Origin of the sequence: Paenibacillus donghaensis (genome assembly GCF_002192415.1) — a bacterium.
In the GTDB taxonomy this organism is placed as follows: Bacteria; Bacillota; Bacilli; order Paenibacillales; family Paenibacillaceae; genus Paenibacillus_AQ; species Paenibacillus_AQ donghaensis.
Window position 1 is genome coordinate 7,153,442 of the sequence record NZ_CP021780.1, and the last position, 19,527, is coordinate 7,172,968.

Annotated in this window: 20 protein-coding genes, 1 pseudogene and 2 riboswitches; of the genes and pseudogenes, 9 read left to right on the forward strand and 12 right to left on the reverse strand. The window is 50.6% G+C overall.

What is annotated here, in order from left to right:
- The first annotated feature begins 6 nt into the window (after window positions 1–6).
- The 3 genes from B9T62_RS32435 to B9T62_RS32445 all read left to right on the forward strand — a co-directional run bounded on the left by B9T62_RS32435 (window position 7) and on the right by B9T62_RS32445 (window position 1,760).
- A complete protein-coding gene (locus B9T62_RS32435) occupies window positions 7–348 on the forward strand; it encodes a hypothetical protein (RefSeq protein ID WP_087919035.1) in 342 nt (113 codons plus the stop codon).
- A gap of 51 nt (window positions 349–399) precedes the next feature.
- On the forward strand, window positions 400–555 hold the full coding sequence (locus B9T62_RS32440) for a small acid-soluble spore protein P (RefSeq protein WP_087919036.1): 156 nt from the start codon (window positions 400–402) through the stop codon (window positions 553–555).
- 104 nt (window positions 556–659) lie between these two features.
- Entirely contained in the window at window positions 660–1,760 is a 1,101-nt protein-coding gene (locus B9T62_RS32445) for a hypothetical protein (RefSeq protein WP_087919037.1), read from the forward strand.
- A 214-nt stretch (window positions 1,761–1,974) separates the two neighbouring features.
- Here the strand turns inward: B9T62_RS32445 and B9T62_RS32450 are convergent, their stop codons facing one another.
- Together B9T62_RS32450 and tadA are read right to left on the reverse strand one after the other, a co-directional pair.
- Entirely contained in the window at window positions 1,975–2,526 is a 552-nt protein-coding gene (locus B9T62_RS32450) for a GNAT family N-acetyltransferase (RefSeq protein WP_087919038.1), read from the reverse strand.
- Between the two features lie 38 nt (window positions 2,527–2,564).
- Window positions 2,565–3,065: a tRNA adenosine(34) deaminase TadA gene (tadA, locus tag B9T62_RS32455; protein WP_281257657.1), complete on the reverse strand. Its 501-nt coding sequence runs from the start codon at window positions 3,063–3,065 to the stop codon at window positions 2,565–2,567.
- Window positions 3,066–3,371: 306 nt separating this feature from the next.
- On the opposite strand from tadA, the gene B9T62_RS32460 reads away from it, so the two are divergent.
- Entirely contained in the window at window positions 3,372–5,663 is a 2,292-nt protein-coding gene (locus B9T62_RS32460; protein ID WP_087919040.1) for an ATP-binding protein, read from the forward strand.
- A 26-nt stretch (window positions 5,664–5,689) separates the two neighbouring features.
- Window positions 5,690–6,391 carry a 23S rRNA pseudouridine(2604) synthase RluF gene (gene rluF, locus B9T62_RS32465; protein ID WP_087919041.1) on the forward strand — a complete coding sequence of 234 codons (702 nt, stop codon included), beginning with the start codon at window positions 5,690–5,692 and terminating at the stop codon, window positions 6,389–6,391.
- 210 nt (window positions 6,392–6,601) lie between these two features.
- Here the strand turns inward: rluF and B9T62_RS32470 are convergent, their stop codons facing one another.
- Window positions 6,602–7,420, reverse strand: coding sequence for a flagellar motor protein MotB (locus tag B9T62_RS32470; protein WP_087919042.1), 819 nt, complete (start codon window positions 7,418–7,420; stop codon window positions 6,602–6,604).
- Entirely contained in the window at window positions 7,404–8,210 is an 807-nt protein-coding gene (gene motA / locus B9T62_RS32475; RefSeq protein WP_087919043.1) for a flagellar motor stator protein MotA, read from the reverse strand. Before motA ends, B9T62_RS32470 begins: the two co-directional genes overlap by 17 nt.
- A gap of 203 nt (window positions 8,211–8,413) precedes the next feature.
- On the opposite strand from motA, the gene B9T62_RS32480 reads away from it, so the two are divergent.
- Window positions 8,414–8,707 carry a hypothetical protein gene (locus B9T62_RS32480; RefSeq protein WP_087920508.1) on the forward strand — a complete coding sequence of 98 codons (294 nt, stop codon included), beginning with the start codon at window positions 8,414–8,416 and terminating at the stop codon, window positions 8,705–8,707.
- Window positions 8,708–8,943: 236 nt separating this feature from the next.
- Window positions 8,944–9,231, forward strand: coding sequence for a 4a-hydroxytetrahydrobiopterin dehydratase (locus B9T62_RS32485; RefSeq protein WP_087919044.1), 288 nt, complete (start codon window positions 8,944–8,946; stop codon window positions 9,229–9,231).
- A 123-nt stretch (window positions 9,232–9,354) separates the two neighbouring features.
- Here B9T62_RS32485 and B9T62_RS32490 read toward each other — a convergent pair whose 3' ends face one another.
- The 6 genes from B9T62_RS32490 to B9T62_RS32515 all read right to left on the reverse strand — a co-directional run bounded on the left by B9T62_RS32490 (window position 9,355) and on the right by B9T62_RS32515 (window position 15,332).
- The gene (locus tag B9T62_RS32490; RefSeq protein ID WP_087920509.1) at window positions 9,355–9,711 is read right to left on the reverse strand and encodes a c-type cytochrome; all 357 of its coding nucleotides are present in this window, start codon (window positions 9,709–9,711) and stop codon (window positions 9,355–9,357) included.
- Window positions 9,712–9,873: 162 nt separating this feature from the next.
- Window positions 9,874–10,374 (reverse strand): GNAT family N-acetyltransferase, encoded by a 501-nt coding sequence (locus B9T62_RS32495; RefSeq protein WP_087919045.1) that lies wholly within the window; start codon window positions 10,372–10,374, stop codon window positions 9,874–9,876.
- A 261-nt stretch (window positions 10,375–10,635) separates the two neighbouring features.
- Window positions 10,636–11,127 carry a C40 family peptidase gene (locus B9T62_RS32500; protein WP_425436617.1) on the reverse strand — a complete coding sequence of 164 codons (492 nt, stop codon included), beginning with the start codon at window positions 11,125–11,127 and terminating at the stop codon, window positions 10,636–10,638.
- A 5-nt stretch (window positions 11,128–11,132) separates the two neighbouring features.
- Window positions 11,133–11,275: riboswitch (cyclic di-AMP (ydaO/yuaA leader) on the reverse strand.
- Window positions 11,276–11,643: 368 nt separating this feature from the next.
- A complete protein-coding gene (locus B9T62_RS32505; RefSeq protein ID WP_087920511.1) occupies window positions 11,644–12,072 on the reverse strand; it encodes a C40 family peptidase in 429 nt (142 codons plus the stop codon).
- 57 nt (window positions 12,073–12,129) lie between these two features.
- Window positions 12,130–12,267: riboswitch (cyclic di-AMP (ydaO/yuaA leader) on the reverse strand.
- A gap of 219 nt (window positions 12,268–12,486) precedes the next feature.
- Window positions 12,487–13,323, reverse strand: a complete 837-nt coding sequence (locus B9T62_RS32510; RefSeq protein WP_157794096.1) for a hypothetical protein — start codon at window positions 13,321–13,323, stop codon at window positions 12,487–12,489.
- Between the two features lie 5 nt (window positions 13,324–13,328).
- The gene (locus B9T62_RS32515; protein WP_087919047.1) at window positions 13,329–15,332 is read right to left on the reverse strand and encodes a M1 family metallopeptidase; all 2,004 of its coding nucleotides are present in this window, start codon (window positions 15,330–15,332) and stop codon (window positions 13,329–13,331) included.
- Window positions 15,333–15,425: 93 nt separating this feature from the next.
- Here B9T62_RS32515 and B9T62_RS32520 point away from each other — a divergent pair, with 93 nt between their 5' ends.
- Window positions 15,426–15,941 carry a YwhD family protein gene (locus B9T62_RS32520; protein ID WP_425436618.1) on the forward strand — a complete coding sequence of 172 codons (516 nt, stop codon included), beginning with the start codon at window positions 15,426–15,428 and terminating at the stop codon, window positions 15,939–15,941.
- Window positions 15,942–16,124: 183 nt separating this feature from the next.
- On the opposite strand, the gene B9T62_RS32525 is transcribed toward B9T62_RS32520, so the two are convergent.
- Together B9T62_RS32525 and B9T62_RS32530 are read right to left on the reverse strand one after the other, a co-directional pair.
- The gene (locus B9T62_RS32525; RefSeq protein ID WP_087919049.1) at window positions 16,125–16,595 is read right to left on the reverse strand and encodes an AbrB/MazE/SpoVT family DNA-binding domain-containing protein; all 471 of its coding nucleotides are present in this window, start codon (window positions 16,593–16,595) and stop codon (window positions 16,125–16,127) included.
- Between the two features lie 244 nt (window positions 16,596–16,839).
- Entirely contained in the window at window positions 16,840–18,912 is a 2,073-nt protein-coding gene (locus B9T62_RS32530) for a transglycosylase domain-containing protein (protein WP_087919050.1), read from the reverse strand.
- A gap of 166 nt (window positions 18,913–19,078) precedes the next feature.
- Between B9T62_RS32530 and B9T62_RS32535 the strand changes: the two are divergent.
- Window positions 19,079–19,331, forward strand: a pseudogene (locus B9T62_RS32535) (nitrilase-related carbon-nitrogen hydrolase); the annotation flags it as partial.
- Window positions 19,332–19,527: the final 196 nt, after the last annotated feature.

Genomic DNA, 19,527 nt, shown 5'->3' on the forward strand with positions numbered 1-19,527 from the left:
ATAATTATGGACAGACCTTTGCAAATGGACCAGCATAGCCTGGTCACCGCCTGGAAGGAACAGCTGCCGACTACAATGGATGATGGAGAGAGCTTTCGGGTACTGGCCGATGACGGCAACCGCAGCAGCTTGCTGATTCACTTTGACGCAGCGGGACACCAGGCTTATTCGCTTGATTTCCGCTGCACCTATGTGGACAGCAGGGAAGTCGCGGTTGATCTGCTGGATGTGGAGCAGAGCGGACGCCATACCGATGAACGTACTGAAGCAGTACAGCAGCTTGCACAGCGATATACCCGGCAGATCCATGAATGTGCACAAGCCCTGCAGGGACTGACCAACCCCTAGAGTACAATTCACTCAGGGTAGCAAGAACGAAAATTGTGAGGAGGATTCATTATGAGCAAACCGAAAAGTATACCTGCCCCCGGGGCAGAGCCGGTGCAGACAGCAGCACGCAATAAAGAGCATAAGTCATCTATGCAGGAGCCGTTGTCAGGCTCCAAAAAAGTAAAGCAGGCGAATCATGTAGACCATCACAACCCGCAAGGATAATTAGCTTGCGTAAACTTTGTGGAAGTATTTGTTTCTTGTTTTTATCAAATGGTTTATCATTAGGGAGGGGATAGAAAAATGTAATATGGGAGAGGAGACATACAATGATTAAAAAATGGGGGTTATCCGCAGCGGCTCTACTGCTCACTGCAGCAGTAATTCTGCCGGGATGCGGACAAAATGACAAATCTGCAAAAGAGGCATTGCAGCCAGCTGTTTCTAAAGTAGCTGAAATGTCCTCATATGAAATGAAAAGCAAACTGGTGATAAACGATTTGACGATTGATGTGCCTACAGGTGAGGCAGCAGCCGGAATGGGCGCTTCAGCTACACAGGCCATGAGCATGATGAGAGGTGCCGAGATTTCAGTCGACGGTGTCTATCAGGCAGAGCCAATGCAGACTGAGGCTACATTGGTGTTGAATCTGAAAGGCGATATGGCTATGACCTTCACTATCCCGATGGTTATGACCAAAGAGAAGATTTATGTAAAAGTTCCTAATATTCCAATGCTGCCGATTCCGCAGACATTGATCGGCAAATTTATTGAGCTTGATCTGAAGGAACTGGCAGAGCAGAGTGGAACAGAATTTAACCCAGAGGTTCTTGATACTCAGAAAGCACAGAAGCTGTCCAATGAAATTATGGGTACACTGCTGGGCGAATATGATGCAGAGAAATACTTCAATAACATCAAACCTAAGGATGCTAACCTGCCTGAGGGCGTAAAGGCTGAACAGGTGGTTCAATTCCAGGTTACCAACGAGAATGTCAAAGAGGCTATTACTATCCTGATTAACAATGCTCTGCCTAAGATTATTGATGTTCTGGGCAAGGAAGAATATAAGGAACTGCTGCAAATTGATCAGGCAGATCTGGATCAGGCCAAGGAAGAACTGCAGACCGGAACTTCCAGAGAAGAACTGGATAAGGCACTGGTGGATCTCGACAAGTATCTTACCGTTAACCAATTCTACATTAATACGGCTATCGATAAGGATGAGTTCCCTGTATACCAAGACTTTATGATGGATATCAAGGCAACTCCTGAAGATGAAGGAAGTGTTGCGTTGTCCATAACGGGCAGCAATCAGTACAGCAACATTAACAAGAAGCCGGAGTTCAAAATCGGTATTCCTACAGGTGATAATGTTGTAACTTTGGAAGAACTGCAGCAGGAATTTGGCGGTTCTGCAGCTTACTAATCCCTACAAGTAGAAACGGCATCGCCGTCCTCTGCAAAGCGTATGCTTCCGAAGCAGCGATACTACGTATCGCTTTCAGGCATCCGTTTCTACGAGAAATAGAAGGATAAAGCATCAGGTGAAACTTATCCTTTCTTATATTTTTAACAAACCCGCATGTCTGCAGATTTCTGCGCATGCGGGTTTGTTTGTTGTTATAGGAGTGGATTTCTGTTTAAATATCGTCTGCCAGTATGGCATATGTCCGGTGGTCCTGCCATCCTCCATTAATTCGGATGAACCGGCGGGCTATGCCTTCAGCCTGGAAACCGTTCTTCTCCAGCACCCGGCGGGAGGCGTCATTATGCAGCAGAATGGCTGCCTGGACTCTGTGCAGTGCAAGCGCTCGGAAGGCAAAATCCAGAGCAAGCGCTACGGCTGCGCTCATATAGCCGTTTCCCTGGTGGCGCTGATCCATAACATAACCCAAATCAGCAAACTGGCCAACACCTCGGACAATATTGGAGAGGGTGATTTGTCCAATTAGCTCACCCTCCAGCAGAAAAATCCCGAACATGTAGCCCCTGTCCTGCTCGGCATCCGACATGCGCTGCCGGATCAGTTCCTCCTGGCTGGCCAGGGTGTAATAGTCCTCCTCACGCAGAGGTTCATATCTTTGATGGGAGCTCCGGTTCTCTACACGCAAGCGGAGCAGGCTGCCGGCGTCCTTCAGCTCCAGGGGAGCAATATAAATGCCTTGCAGATGGTTATAGAAGGTTAGTTGCATCAGTGACTTTCTCCCTTGCTAGGTTATTTGTAGTTGAATTAGATTTGCGGCTTCTGGCGCAGCTTGCGGAAGAATGAGGTCAATAGACCTGCACATTCCTCTTGCAGGACGCTCCGAATGACTTCTGTCCGGTGATTAAAGCGCGGCTCCTCCAGCAGATTCATAAGTGTTCCTGCACAGCCTGCTTTGGGATCGGTCGTACCATACACAACTAGCGGCACTCTCGACTGGATAATGGCTCCTGCACACATGGGGCAAGGCTCCAGTGTAACGTACATCTGGCAATCAAGCAGCCGCCAGGACTGCAGGTGATTGCTGGCCTCGCGGATGGCGACCATCTCTGCATGTGCAGTGGAATCCTGAGTAGTCTCACGCAGATTATAGCCCCGCCCGATAATCTCGCCATGCCTTACAATGACCGCACCAATCGGCACCTCGCCGAGCGCCTCGGCGTTATTTGCTTCAAGAATGGCTTGCTTCATCCAGAATTCATGAATGGCTTGCTCATCCACCAAAGAATAATCCAACGTATTTCTCAACCTCATCTTCCCTTCATATATCCCGATTATACAACGAACAAATATTCGTTCTTAACAAATTGTGCATAACTCTGTGGATAACAGCCGACTTATGCACAATTTTGTACACATCAAAATTCAACGATCTGTTTATATGTGCATAACCTGTGTGTGGTTTCTTTTATATTGTAGAGAAAGCACCGGGGGAATTCAATCATTGCCATATAGGGAGGCGCTTAAATGTCTTTTCAAATGAAGTGCCAAAAGGTATGATATTTATGAACACTCCGCTAGGATTTACCAGCGGATAAGAGGTGAATAGGAAGCTTGTCCATAAAAACTAAATTATCTGCTATTATTTTCGGATCAGTGCTGCTAATTCTGGCGCTGAATCTGACACTCAACCTGTATGAAGCGCGGAGCAACCTGCGTAATGAGAGTGTCAACAATATGAAAATGACCGCGATGCAGATTGCCGTTTCTGTAGAACAAAGCAGCTATAGCTCTAATTATGTGGAGAACCAGATTGCCCAGAACCTTCGTATGACTGCCATCATGGCCGCCAAGGAACTGGACCCGGATATTAAGAACGTCACCAACAAGCAGCTTAAGGAGCTTGCCGCCAAACTGGGGATCTCCAACATTTCACTGCTCGTGAAGACCGAGAATGATATCGTCGTGCAGAAATCCTCTGAGCCGAAAGAAATCGGCTTAACTACCAAATCGATGGGGTATTGGTATTTGGCGTTTTTGGAGCTCTTGGAGGGTCAGCCAGTTTCAGTAGAGAAGGGACAGGCTTTGGATAATTTCTGGGCAGGGCCCTTTGAATACTCAACCTCGAACCCTGACTATATCGAGAAATGGGGATATTATTTCGATGGAACTACCAATTACATTATTGATCCCTATATTCGCAGCACAAATGTCAGCGATTATATAAAGGTAATGAATCCCGATGACATTGTGCAGCAGACCCGTGAGGTTAATCCAGGGATTCTGGAGGTCACGGGAATTAACCCTGAAACCTTTGGACTGGCCAGCATGGGGCCGGACGGCAAGGACTCTGTCAATGTCAAGCTGCGCAACCGTCCGATTAAATACGGCAGCTATATCTACGGCCATGTAGAGGAGGACAAGGCTGCGGTTATGCAGGCGATCAGCAGGCGGGAGCCGGTAACCTTAGACACGGAGGCTCTTGGCAAAAGGGTGCTCAAGAGCTTTATCCCCATTGACCATCCTGGAATGGACATGTATGTCATCAGCGTGGTGATGGATTATTCCGTCATCTCCTCCGTGCTGAAGGGGCAGCTGATCAAGAATATTACTACCTCTATTCTGCTGCTGGTGATCTTTTTCCTGGGCAGCTATGTACTGGCGGGTATTGTTACCCGGCCGATTCAGGATATTCTAAGAAAAGTAAATGATGTGGCTAGAGGTAAATTTGATCCGCCGCTGAAGGTAGACAGCCGCGATGAGCTGGGCCAGCTGGCCTTGCGTATCAACGCGATGACCTCTCATCTGATGGAGCATAACAGAACGCTGGGTCAGACACTTGAGGAGAATCGTGCGGTCAAAGAACATCTCGAATCCGTGATCAACGGCACCTCGGATGCGATTCATACAGTGGATATGGAAGGCCGGATTATCAGCACCAACAAGGCTTTTGAAGAGCTGTATGGCTGGAGTGCGGCGGATGCGGCGGACAAGATGCCTTATCTGGTACCGGCCACAGCGCTTCTTCAGGAGGAGGAGCGGCTGGAGGAACTGAAGAATGGTGCCTCACTGCCTCCGGTGGAGACAGTGAGGCTGAAGCAGGATGGTACGCTTGTAGAGGTAAGCGTCAGCACTTCGGTCATCCGCGATGAGGAGGGACATCCGCATTCCTTCGTTCACGTCTCACGGGATATGACCGAGCGCAACCGGATGGAGGAGCTGTTGAGACGCTCCGAGAAGCTTACTACTGTAGGCCAGCTGGCAGCAGGTGTAGCGCATGAGATCCGCAATCCGCTGACCACGCTCCAGGGCTTCCTGCAGCTGCAGCAGCAGAAGCAGCGGATCGTCCCGCTGCATATTGAGCTGATGCTGTCGGAATTGGCGCGGATCAATTTGATTGTGAGCGAATTTCTGATTCTCGCCAAACCCCAAGCCGTTCACTTCCAGCTGAAGGATGTGCGGTCCATCCTTAGCGATGTGATCTCGCTCTTGGACAGCCAGGCCCATCTGTGCGGCATTGAATTCGAGACACGGTTCTCCAACGTGTCTGCACTGGTCCATTGTGAAGAGAACCAGCTGAAGCAGGTGTTTATTAATATTGTCAAGAATTCAATCGAAGCCATGCCGGAGGGCGGGATCATTGTTCTCGACCAGCAGCTGGTACAGGACTCCGTAGTCATTAGGATTGCTGACCAGGGGGAGGGTATCCCTGAAGAGATGCTGCCCAAGCTGGGGGAACCCTTTTTCACGAATAAAGAAACGGGCACAGGGCTCGGGCTGATGGTCAGCCAGCGTATTATTCAAGCCCATAAGGGCAGTCTGGAAATACAGAGTGAATTCGGCCGCGGCGCAGTCGTAACCATTACGCTGCCCGGGGCCGCTGCCGAGCCTTCCTCGGCAGAGTAAGATGAGAAATGGAGTGAACGAACAAAGTGAGAATTAATAAATTCATCAGTGAAACGGGCTATTGCTCACGACGCGAAGCGGATAAGCTGGTGGAAGCAGGCCGTGTTACCATCAACGGAGCACCTGCTGTGCTGGGCAGTCAGGCGGTGGCAGGCGATGAGGTGCAGATTGATGGCAGAAAGCTGGAAACGGCGGCTACGACCGTTTACATCGCTCTCAACAAGCCTGTCGGCATTACTTCGACAACAGAAGAGCATATCAAGGGCAATATTGTTGATTTTGTCGGACACTCTGAACGGATCTTCCCGATCGGCCGCCTGGACAAGGACTCCGAGGGTTTAATTCTGCTGACTAATGATGGCGATATCGTCAATAAGATCCTGCGGGCTGAAGGCAAACATGAGAAAGAATATATCGTTACGGTTGACAGGCCGGTTACGCCGTCATTTGTGGCAGGGATGTCTACCGGTGTGAAGATTATGGGAGAGCGGACCTTGCCCTGCGAGGTGACCCGCATCAGCGAGCGGGTCTTTCGTATTATTCTGACCGAAGGCAAGAACCGGCAGATCCGCCGCATGTGCAGCGCATTCGGTTATGAGGTGCGGCATCTGCAGCGGGTGCGGATCATGAATATCCGCCTGGGAGCCCTGCGGAGCGGCGAGTGGCGGGAGCTGTCTGACCAAGAGAGAAGCGAGCTGGGTGCTATGCTGGATTATGAGCTGCTGTAGCTAGCGGGAGGTCCTTAGGGGCCACAGCACACGCGTTATAATAACAGAGAAAGAGCTGTGCTCAGGACATATATCCTGGGCGCAGCTCTTTTTTGAAATATAAGAATTTATATGTTTCACGCTATAAATTATCCTTCTATTTCTCGCTGAAACGCCCCGTCCTTTAAAAGGACGGCGTAGCCGTTTCCACTTGTTCAACTATAAGAATGTTTATTTAGTGGTGGAGATCACATCGTCAGGCTGCTTGGCATCCTGATATTTCCGGATGATCGACACCTCAACACGGCGGTTCTTGGCACGTCCAACCGCCGTACTGTTGTCGGCAATCGGGTGGTATTCCCCTTGTCCGGTGGGACTGAACTTGCTGGGGTCAAGATTCGTGTTCAGCAGAAGGATCTTCATAAATTCCAAGGCCCGGTCAGCACTTAAATCCCAGTTGGAAGTATAATTGAAATTGTTGATCGGAACATTATCCGTGTGACCTTCAACAAGGACTTCATAATCAGGGAATTGCTGCAGCATTGTGGAGATGGACTTGGCCAGCTGACGGGAGTCATCCTTGACGAAGGCCTGGCCAGAAGCGAACAAGGCGTTGTCGCTGATTGTAATCGTCAGCTGGGATTGGTTGAGCTTCGTATTCAGCATAGCGGTCAGACCATTATTCTTAATGTACTGATCGAATTGCTTCTTAAGCTTCTCCAGTTCTTGCTGCTCTTGCTTGCGCAGCCTGCTGATCTCCGATTCCCCGGTATTGTCTGCAACTACGTTGTCCAGCTTTTCTCCCTTTCCCTGATCCAAATTACTTTGGGTTGGGGTGGCAGAGGATTCGTTAAGAATCCCGGAACCGCCATTCAGGACCGAGCTGAAGGCCTGGCTCATCTGTTCGAATTTCTGGGCATCGGCCGCACTCATGGCATACATAACGAGGAAGAGGGCGACGAGCAAGGTCATCAGGTCAGAATAAGGCAGCAGCCAGGATTCATCGGCATGCTCTTCGTGTTCCTCATGTCGTTTAGTCTTTTTGCTCACTGGAGCCGCCTCCATCCCGCTCGCTGCTCAGTTTGGCCCGTTCCGTAGGGGTAAGGAAGACCGCCAGCTTCTGGTTGATCGCTATCGTTGAGACGCCTGATTGAATCGACAGCAGGCCTTCCACCATCATCAACCGCACTTCAATTTCACGCTTGGAGAGCCGCTTAAGCTTATTAGCCATCGGATGCCACATAACATAACCGGTGAAAATCCCCAGCAGGGTGGCGATGAACGCCCCTGCGATGGCATGGGCCAGCTTGGCCATGTCGCTCATATCGGCCAATGCGGCAATCAGACCGATAACCGCACCAAGTACACCTAGGGTTGGAGCGTACATCCCTGCCTGAGAGAAGATCAGTGCCCCCGCCTTATGGCGGTCCTCTGTAGCATGGATATCCTCCATCAGCACATCGCGGACGAATTCCTGATCATTGCCGTCAATAATCATCCGCATTCCGTTTCTGAGGAAGTTGTCTTCGATTTCATCTACCTTGGATTCCAGCGCCAGCAAGCCTTCGCGGCGGGTAATGGAAGCCCAGTCCATGAATGTCGTTATTAATTCTGCCTTGCTGACCATCTTCTTCTTCACAAAAAGAATCTTAAACAGCTTGGGAATGTTCTTGACCTCCGACATCGGGAAGGCCATGAAGATCGAAGCGACTGTACCTAGAAAGATAATGACATAGGCGGCGGGGTTGTTTAAGCTTGCCAGAGGAGCGTGCTTCAGCAGCATCCCCCAGAGGACTGCGACCAAACCAAAAACCAAACCGAGTATTGATGAAATTTCCATTATGCACCTCGTCCATGAGTTTTAAAAAAGTGATCCGGCTATGCCGCGTTTATCATCCTTGAAGAGCGGCGGGACACTTAAAGTGAAAAGACTAACGTATATTCTTATTTATCGTCAGCATTCGCTTTTTTGTGAAGTCATATTTTCGGCTATAATGGTAAAGGTAAGTAATTATTCATTGTGGAGAAAACGGAGTGATATACGTGGGTGTGAAACATGGCAGAGATTACAGTGAAATTTTGACGGAGCTGACCGAGGCGGTCGGACGGATTACGGACGGGTATGTATTTTTTGAGATGGAGCCTGACGAGTGGCAGGAACTGCCGCAGGAATCCAAGATGGAGGTCTGGGAGGCACTGGCAGAGGACCTATTCTTCGCACTCGGCAACGAGCCGGTGATTCAAGTGGGGAGCGGTGTTGTGATCTATGATAAAGAGACGCACCGTATTAACATTCTGCTGGGTGAGGAAGATCTGGCTTCGGTGGTGCTTGTCTGACACCGGCCCTGCCGGGCTTAGTCTCATCATTTGCCCGCAATCAACAGCCCGTGGTAAGATTGGTAGAGCCTTGGAGTTATATTAGCCGGGATTTCAGAATACATTTAACCGAAAATTGCCGTTATCTTGGCGCATCCCTTGGACCTCAGAAGCTAAGGGATGTTTTATTTAGCAGATAAGTGGAGTAGGCGATTCTGGCGGGTTATGTTGCTATTCTTAGTAAGGGAGGGAAATAATTGCTATTAACAGAGGAAGAACTGCGTGAGCAGGTAATCAAGCTTGAAGGCTGGAAGCTGGAAGAGAGTACACTGGTGCGCAAATATATGTTCAGCCAGTTTATGAAGGGCATTGCTTTTGTGGATGAGGTAGCCACGATCTCGGAGGCCTTCGACCATCATCCCTATATCACGATAGATTACAAAGCGGTGATTCTGCGGCTGACATCCCATGAAGCTGGTGGAATTACGGCTCTGGATGTCCGTGAAGCGCATGAATTCAACGAAGCATATGACAAAAGCCGTTAGGCGGCTGCCCAGATAAGCCGGGCACCGTAATAAATAGCAAACACCCGTGCCGATTAGGACAACAACAGGTCCTGGGCACGGGTGTTTTTTGTGCATTGCTAAGATAAGGAACGGGGGTTCGGTTCATTTCTTCTCGGCCAGCCACATGGCGACATTGGCGATTTCCTCGGGAGCCAGCTGCTCCTTGAAGGATGGCATTTGTCCGCGTCCTTTGGTGACTATGCTATAGATTGCCTCGGCATCATGCTCTGCGCCCGCCTGCTGAAGGCTCGGGCCCATTCCGCCCTGCAGCTGGTCGCCGTGGCAGGAGATGCAGGTGGCCTTAACTACCTCCTCAGCGGCTGCGGCGTCCAGCTGTACGGCCGGCATAGCCGGTTTCTGCTCCTCAGCAACCTCTTCCTTGCCGGGCAGAGCAAACATCAGCACAATCGCAAAGGCACAGGCGGCAAAAAACAAACCGCTCATGATCCATTTTTGCATCGTCATCCGTCCTTTCAGGGATGCCGCCTCTTGTAGAGGACGGCAAAGCCGTTTCTTACTTAAGCTGCTGCTTATAGTATAGCTTATGCTAAAGCGTTATCATAGTATTTGTGTCAAAAAAATGAACAGGGTTTATGCTCAATTGTATAGGAGATTGAGGCATTAGCTCTGCCGTTGCGTTGGGTCATAGACCATGCAATAAAACGGCTTCTCTCCGGTCGGAGTCCGCTTTTCATAGGTGTCGGTAATGGTGAATCCGCTCTTGCGGTAGGTCCGGATCGCACGCTGGTTCCAAGTGAGCACCTCCAGGTCAATCTCCCGCTCCGGATACCGTGCTAGAGCCTTCTTTACAATGGCGTTCATAAATGAAGAGCCCAGCCCCTGGCCGCATAACTCCGGGCGCATGCCGATTCCCAGCCGAACCACGCCTTCCATAGGAAAAAGCTGTGCGAATCCGCATAAGTCACCCTGGTCATTAATAACAGATACATATTGTTCTTCACGAAGCTGAGGGTCGCCGAATTCAATGCCAAGCTCCTGCATCTGCTTCCAGGGCATCCAGCCATAGATGTTGTACGGCGGCTGGTAATCCCACTGGCAAATATCCTCACCATGCCCGGACTCCATCGGTACTACATGAAACGTAACGGGGGAAGAGATCATAAGGCAACGAGGCCTCCTTTCGCGTGCGAAATACGATATATCTAAATTATATCCACTATCGGCCTGATGCGACGCAAAAATAACTGAACAAGGCTGAAACTTGACAAATTACAAATTATATTTTATTAAAATGGATTTTTCGGCAGATTTACTGTTTGGCACTCTATGGGAGGGGTAAATAAAAAATATAGACAAAAATAAGCTCCTTCCCGGAGAGTTGTGGCAACAACCTCGGAAAAGAGCTTCTGTAAGAGCTACTTATTATTCAACATTGTCATTGTCTTGAACATCGCTGGCAACATCATGGTAAGCATCTGTACTCATGATACGTTTAGCGCCAACGTAACGGTCAACGTAATAGCTGTCACTCAGTGTGCTGATGGTTACACCGCGTTTGGATGATGCATGTGCGAACTTGTCGTCGCCAACATAAATTCCAACATGGGATACACCTTTGCCGCTTGTATTGAAGAATAGAAGATCGCCTTCTCTCAGGTCACTGCGTGAGATCGCTGTGCCCATCTGGTATTGGGAACCGGATTGGTGAGGAAGATTAATGCCGATCTTGTCAAACACATACATGGTAAATCCAGAGCAATCAAATCCGTTGGTGGAAACTCCGCCGGATACGTATTTCGTTCCAAGAGTGTTGTCGATTACCTTATCCATCTTGGAATCGGCGAAAGCGCTTCCTGCTCCCATAGTGAGAACAATGGAAAAGCTGAGTAATGCGGCTGCTAACTTCTTCTTCAAAAGTGTATACCCCTTCCAAATGCCTACGAGGTTAGCTTAAGGGTTCGGTTGAAGGTCCCCTATGACCCCTCTTAGAATAGGAGGTCAATTCACCCAAAGTTGGTTCCCCCGTTTCCCTGATTGTTAGGGAACTCGGCACATACTGTTTGATTAGGATTAGCTTGTAACCAATACATGACAAAACCTTAGCAAAACATAACTGAATAATTACAAAAATGTTACTAAAACTTCACTGCGATTATTGTAACAAAGAAGCTGGCGCTTGGCAATCACTTATAACATATTAATGCAGAAATATTAGCTGAATTGGAGATTCAGAGCGGCAAAATACTGGGGAGTACGCGGCTTTGTGGTATTTTTACAAATTTTTCTTGAAATAATGGGGAAAAGCTGTTTCGCGACGGATCGATCGGTGTAAAAGGTAGAATAAGGAAAGAAAAAAACCGAACCTGATTACGACAATAATCAAGTCCGGGTGGTTAAGTCTATGATAGGGGTTAAGGTTGTGGGGAAATTTCAATCGTAGGCCACAGCTTGGTACGAGGACGTACTCATAACTCTTTTGGCGCCAACGTAGCGGTTGGCCCAATAGGCTTGACTCAAGGAAGTGATGGTAACACCACGCGATGAGGATGACTGCGCGAACTTGCCATTGCCAACATAAATTCCAACATGAGAAATTCCGTTGCCGAGCGTGTTGAAGAATACCAGATCGCCGGAGCGCAATTTACTTTTCGATACAGTAGTTCCAACATTATATTGTGCTTTCGAGGTGCGCGGCAGGCTGAGGCCCATCTTGGTGAAGACATATTTCGTAAATCCAGAGCAATCGAATCCGGATGTGGTTGTTCCTCCGGTTCTATATGTCGTTCCCAGTGTTTTTGTAATAACGTTGTCCATCTTAGAATCGGCAAAAGCGCTGCCTCCGCCAATCGAGAATGCCATAACAAGCCCTAATGCAGCTGCGACGAATTTTTTCTTAAAGAACTGAATCTTCAAAAGATGTACTCCTTCCAAGGCCTGCGAGGTTAGCTTAAGGGTTCGGTAGAAGATTCCCTATGATCCCTCTGTTACGAGATCAATTCACCCAAAATATGGTTCCCCCACTTCCCGGTGCAGGGAATTTGGCGTGTTATGCACCAGAATAGTGACTTTCAATCGTTGTCAGAACCGACGGTTTGCATGCAATTATGAATAAAACAATTCAAAAGATTACAAAGTTGTTACTAGTAGTACAGGCATCATTGTATCAGAGGATTTAGAGTTTTGCAAATCTTCTAAGCAGATGTGCACAACAAAAAAACCACTGTCCCAAACCTGGAGGCAGTGGTTTTCTATTATGTCCAAATATTGCCTGTATTATTGTGGAAAGCGCTTGCTGTGCCATAGATGATATTGGGCAGCTACTCCCCACATTCGGAACAGGGTGGCAGGAAGCGGGCAGAGCTGGCGGACCAGGAGTGCAGATAGGCCCGGAGCAAAAATACCAGTGAGGCCGCTAATCAGCAGCAGGGCTAATCCGCCAGCCCCCAGTACAAGCGATATTAAGATTGCTGAGAACAGAACTTGAAAGGCAATCAGCAGCGAAGAGAACATTCCGTTTCCAGCCGTACAACCAAACTGCATATAAAGAATGAATAGCCGCACCAGGTAGAGATAAACCAGCCAAGCCAGTATATAGGGGACCACTGTAAGCAGTTTTGAATAATCCATAACTGAGGAGAGCAGCAGCCCGTACACTTTGGGGGCAAGCCACCAGAGCGGAAGCAGTGCCAGCAGCCACTCCACCAGGCTAAGCAGCAGTACAGACAGTCCGTGCAGCTTCATGCCGGGAAAAAAGAACAGACCGCGTTCTCCCTTACTCTCCTGGTGCAGCTCGTAGATTAGCCCTGCCCTGATAAAGGGTGAAGCAAGCAGCCGGAGCAGGGAGAGCGCAAGCAGCATCAGGAGCCACCCGTGTACCGCAGAATCTGAGCTTAAGGCAAATTGGCCTTCAATGTAGAAGAGCAGGCGCCCCAGCGCACTGCCGCCTGCATCGGCGGTAGGGTAATGCTGCATCACAGGGATCACCGCCGACCTTACGAACCGGTACAGAAAATAGCCCCACAGCAGCCGGTAGATAAACAGCAGGATAAGGATATAGGACTGCTCCTTCATGCTGCGCCAGCCACGGGTTAATGAAGTTCTCACCATCATTCACCTCACCAGACCAATGTATTAAGCGCTGTTTCCAGCAGTTTCGTCAAACTTAATGTCCAGCGGGAAAGTGATTTGCGGTCAAGCTCCGCCAGTCTGAAGTTATTCAGGTGCTTGCTCTCCAGCAGAACCGTATGGCCCGGGTCGATCTCCGCCGACAACAGGGGGCTGTTGTGGGAGAGCTGAAAGGTGGTTTCCGTCCCGTTGCCGCTCCAAATCCGCTCGACGGCAGTCCCGTCGGAGAAATTAAACCGAACGGGTACCTTGGCATACTCGCTGCCGTGGTTCGAGACTTGGACCCGGGATTGATAGCTGTGAGAGCTTCCTTCTGCCTGAGAAGAGGACGTAATACTGTCTATGGCGAAATCGGGTGCCCCTCCGCTATAGACATACTGGTCGAAATAGGACTGCCAGGACTGTCCCGTTACCTTCTCCACAGTGCGCTGGAAATCGCTGCTGGAAGGATGGCGGAAGCGGTATTTACGGGTATAGGCAGACAAGATGCTGTCCATTGCAGTGCTGCCCACCTGCTGTTCAATATCCTTCAGCACCAGTTTGCCGCGAAGATACACATTCCGGGCGTAGGCATCTGCATTGCCATATTTCCAGGTCTCCAGATTCAGCGGCAGGGATGGAAAAGCCAGGCTCGCCTGGATAGGAAGATTGGAGGGGACGCCATATTCCTGCTCCATCAACCGCTCCTCGGCGTAGGAAGTGAAGCCTTCATCCAGCCAGGCTTCTTCAAATTCATTGCTGGCCAGCATGCCATAGAAATATTGATGACCAATCTCATGGATAACCGTACGCTCAAGCGAAAGGTCCGGTGACGCCTCGGAGGCTCCAAAGGCTGTGATCAGCGTGGGATATTCCATGCCGCCTGCGCCATTCCCCCCTTTGGGCGGGACAACAATGGATAAGGTGGTATATGGATAGGGCCCGTACCATTTGCTGAAAGAGGCTAAGGCCGCCTTGGCTGCCTGGAAGTACCGTTCCTGCAGATCCTTATGCATCGGGTCCAGGTAGAGCTTGATCCGCACGCCAGGGACCTCCGCCGTAGAGAACGCTTCCTCGGCAACCACAAAGTCGGGAGAAGCAGCCCAGGCGAAATCATGTACATCGTCGGCGTAGAACTGATAAATCCGGCGATCTTGTACCACAGACGACGGCTTGACCGGAAATCCGGTAGCGGCAACCGTATAATTGGAGGGAACAGATACTCTTACGTTAAATATGCCGAAATCACTGTAGAACTCTGAGGTTCCGTGATACTGGTGAAGGTTCCAGCCCTCCTCCTTGGCCCCTCGGGTACCTGCAGGTTCATATACGCTCAGCTTGGGGTACCATTGCCCTGCCATTACAAACGGGCCGGAGGTGCCCATGCGGGCGAATATTTTGGGCAGCTTCACTTCAAACTGAAGCTTAAGTGTGATGCTCTCTCCGCCATGAACGGGCTGTGGGAGATGCACCTTCACCAGCGTCCGGTCGTCCGGATTGCCATCGTCGGGCTGCACATACTGCAGCCGCTGCATCAGTGATATTCCGTCGGCTGTGCGCAGATCGGTCAGATTCATGTTTCCGAAGCCGTTCTCCGGCATCGTATCTCCCCGCAATTCCCCGCCTGATTCTTTCATAAAGGTGGTGTTCTTGGAGGCGAAGGCATTGGGATAGAGGTGAAAATAGAGGTCGCTGACCGGTTTTTTGCCCGGATGTGTCCAGGTTACCGTCTCAGCTCCGCTGAGAACTCCGCTCTCCTCCACAAGCTTCACGTCGAGGTGATACTCCACTATCCGTTCGCTTAATACGGTCGCCGCAGGAACAGGGACCGCTTCCGCTGCCGGAAGCCGGGGAGCGGGCGCCGGCAGAGACAGGCCAGGGGACTTGGCCGCTTTGGGGGCATAGACAGCCGCTGGGGCAGGACTATCCCCAGCAAACCTCCATAGGGCTCCTCCCAGCAGCATGAGCGCGGCCAGGGTCGCAAAGATCGTGAACCTTAAAGACAGTGGCTTCATACAGTGATTCCTCCCGTGACAAGCATCTACGGGATGTATATGTTTGCATTCGCCGCATTATTAGCTAAAATTAAATTATTCGTACGAGGAAGGATGTGCACTGTGGATAATATACAACCGGAAGGCAAGAAGCAGATTGCCTTGAACATTGTGAATGCCAAGAGCAAGCATAAAGGATTTGGAGCAGGCTCTATTGATCTGAATAATGTATCGCCCGTTATTATTGACGGAGGCGAAGCGGTCATTGACATCGGTGCCATGCATGCCAAGAGCAAGGTGGAGAAAGGAATTAAATTCTCTGCGAACCGTGAGGATGTCCCCGAGGGAAGACAGGTCTGGCTCGTATGGGTCGCGGTGGACCGTACACCGGAAGGCCAGTTCTATGGCGGGATTACCGCTTGTGAGATGTGGATTGATACAGAAGCGCGCCGCGGCTGGAAGATACTCGCGGATCATGTGAATAAGCTGGATGGAGCTCTCAAAAGAAAAGTGATTGTGGAAGGGCTTGGCGAAGTGGAGAAGAAGGCGCTGAAATCGCTGCTGGTCGCTCACAACGATGCCTGGTGGGACGCCTCACCGGAGGAACTGAAGGCTGTTCTTTCAGAGTAGATGCACATTAAAAAAGCTCCGCTCTCCTGCTTCAGGAGAACGGAGCTTTTTTCAAAATATAAGAAACTATATGTTTCACAATATCCGTATCCTTCTATTTCTCGCAGAAACGGTTACCGTCCCTAAAAGGACGGTAACCGTTTCTACTTGTGTGTACAATACGGAGCTTGCAGGCTGCTGAAGTCACGGCCTGTTCGTAGAACCCAGCCTGCGCTTAAGCTGGCTGACGCGGGCCTGGCTGATGCCGAGCACCTCGGCAAGCTCCTTCTGGTTGGCGAAGGGATGGTCGGCAATAGCCTGCTCCAGGCGTTGGCTCATCTGCTCTGTCTTGGTTCTGCGGAGGTTGCTATGCTCCGGGGCTTCCACGATTGCGTTATGTACAGGCTCAGGCTGTCCGGGGTCGCGCTCAGGGTCTCCAAGCTCCTTGAGGCAGTTATTGCAGATAAATTGGTCCTTATAGTAGGTCACATGGTCGAGGCTGCGGCAAAAGGTACATTCGGTCGAGGTGTACTTACGCAAGACAATAATTTTCTCATCCAGAATAAAAAATTCAATCGGATCACCAATGTCGATATTGCGCGTTAAACGTATTTCTACAGGTACCACAATTCTCCCTAAACTGTCCAAACTCCGGATCATGCCTGTATCCTTCATCCCATGTCCCTCATTTACATCTTATATTTTTTGGTGGATATCCATTATTATAGCAGTAATTGTAAGTTTAGAAAATGGGGAAGCGTCTCCAATTCTAGGAAAAATAAATAAAAACCTCCCCCGATTATGTAGATAAAAGGGCGAGGTTTATTGGGGTTCTATTGTTAATTACCCAATTCGGCCATGGCGAAACGCAGACCATCAACTATTGTGCCGTATCTCAGTCAGGCAGTTGCGCAAGCGGTCAATTCATCCACCAGCGCTTAATGCTCTTCCATAAAGAGCCTTCAGCTTCAGAGGGGGTGGAGTTGTCCGGTGCTTCTTCCACCGGTTGATCGCCGCCGCTTCCGTGCTGATCACAGTATTCCACAGGCTGCGTACCGCTGATGAAGGTCTCCAGCTTCTTCTCCGGACAATCCGGAGTCGCCAGTTTACCAGAGTGCGGATCGATATAGACGCTGACCACACCGTCAGGTATTGGGAAAATCTTCGGCGGCACATTTTCCAGCGCCTTTTCGGTGAACTGGGCGAAGATCGGAGCCGCCCTGCGTCCATCGGCCGTTTCGATGTCCCGCCCCTTGTCATACCCGACCCATACAGCGGTGGCCAGCTCGGGTGTGAAGCCGACCATCCAGCCATCCGTATCCGTAGTTCCGGTCTTGCCGGCCACGGGACGTTTGATAATGGAGGCTACGCGGTTGCCGGTGCCGCCGGTTTCGAACACCCCCTCCATCAGCGTGGTCAGCACATAAGCAGCCGCAGGCTCCACAATCTTCTCTCCCTGCGTCTGAGGCGCCTCATATAATACAGATCCTGTGGCATCGGTTATCTTGAGTATGGCTGTAGCAGGCAGCTTAACGCCACCTCCGCCGATTACGGCAAAGGCTGCGGCCATATCCAGCGGGCTGACGGGAGATGTGCCGAGTGCCAGTGAAGGTACGCGCTGAAGCGGGCTGGTGATGCCCATCCTGGCGGCCAGCTCAGCTACCTTATCAGCGCCCACCTTCATCATTGTATTCACGGCATAGATATTGTCGGAAGCGGCAATAGCCTGTCGCATATTGATCTCTCCCAGATATTTGTCGCCGAAGTTGCGCGGCTGATACGTCTGGCGGTTGTTGTCATAATGGAACAGCGTCGGCTGGCTGTTGAAGACGGACAGACTGGTCATGGACCCCGAAGAGAGCGCACTCAGATACATGATCGGCTTGAAGGCAGAACCTGGCTGGCGGGTTGTAGCCAGAGCATGGTTGAACTGGTTGGACCGGTAGTTCTTGCCGCCGACCATCGCTTTGATATAGCCGGTCCGGGGGTCAAGCGACACCAGTGCCGTCTCCAGCTCTTGGTCCGGGTCCATTCCCTGTGCAACGGCTGCTTCCGCTGCTTGCTGCATGTCTGGATCAAGCGTGGAATATACGTCCAGCCCACCCTGATCCAGCTCTTCGCCGGTGATCTGAAGAGTGCTGGTTACGAGGCTTCGCACGTAATCCCGGAAGTAAGGTGCAGAGACTATAGTGTCCTTCTCTCCCTGAGGCTTGAAGGCGAGCTGCTGCTGCGTGGACTGCTCAGCTTCCGCAGGGGTTATCTCTCCCAGTTCGGCCATGACATTCAGAATAAGCTGCTGCCGTTTCTTGGCGTTGTCCATATGATTATAAGGCGAATAATAGGTCGGACCTTTGGGGATTCCTGCCAGCATTGCACTTTCGGCCAGATCCAGCTCGGCCGCCGCCTTGCCGAAGTACATCCGGGAGGCTGCTTCAATCCCATAGGCGCCGTGTCCGTAATAGATTTCGTTTAAATACATGTTCAGGATTTCATCCTTGCTATATTTCATCTCCAGCTGCAGGGTATAAAAGGCCTCCCGTACCTTGCGGGTCCAGGTCTTCTCATGGGACAGATAGAGGTTGCGCGCCAGTTGCTGGGTTAGAGTGCTTGCTCCCTGGCTGCGGCTTCCCTGCTCCAGATTCACCAGCAGGGCGCGGGCCATCCCCTTCGGATCAAACCCGACATGGTGATAGAACTTGCGGTCCTCCACCGCCAGTGTAGCCTGGATGAGCAGCGGGGAGATTTCCTCCAGCGCAACAGGATCACGGCTGCGTCCATCCGAGCTGAAGGTAGCCAGTACGTTGCCTCTGGCGTCAAGCAGCCTGGAGCGGAAATCATCGGCAATCGGAGGAAGCTCCTTCTGATAGAGATATCCCAGCAGGCCTCCGGCGGCCAGCAGTAACAGGACGGTCATCACCGCCAGCAGCCGGAACAGCCGGCGGAGACGGCTTTTGCGTTTGCGTTCAGGAGGTGAAGCGGATTTGCGCGACATAACACCTGGCTCCCTTCCTTGCTGAAGTGACAATGTGCAGGCAGTGTATGTATTTCATTATGGGGAAGGAAGAGTAGAGATATTCACGGGAAGGCGCCTTCCAGTGTGTTTTTAAACTTCATTATGGTAAAATTCTATTACTAAAAAAGAGAGCCGTGCTCTAAATAAATTTCCGGAGATTGTGCGGATGGCACGGGCCAAGGGAGCGGATGTTATTTTTTGCCCATCATGTACAGGGCGACCGCCACGGCTTCCACCGCGTAAGATATACCAGCCATGCCCGTGCTATTGAGAACCAGGTCTATGTGGTGCTTACCGGAACTGTCGGTTCCTTGCCTACGGTCGATCTTATGCGGGCGAACTTCGGACAAGCGGCTGTGATTACACCGAATGATATTCCGTTTCCTCCTCAAGCTATGTGTCCGTCCGAAATACCGCAAGCTTGGACTGGGCAGGGAACTGGTGCAATCGTAGGCGTTATTACTCGGTATTGGACGAGAAGCCGGAGGAGTGGCTGGCAATGGTTAGCCGTCTGGAGACTGCTGGTGAGCTTGATCTGCTGCTGCTGTAGACCGTTTCCCCGCTGACAGGGGATTGAATTGCCCTGCGGAACTG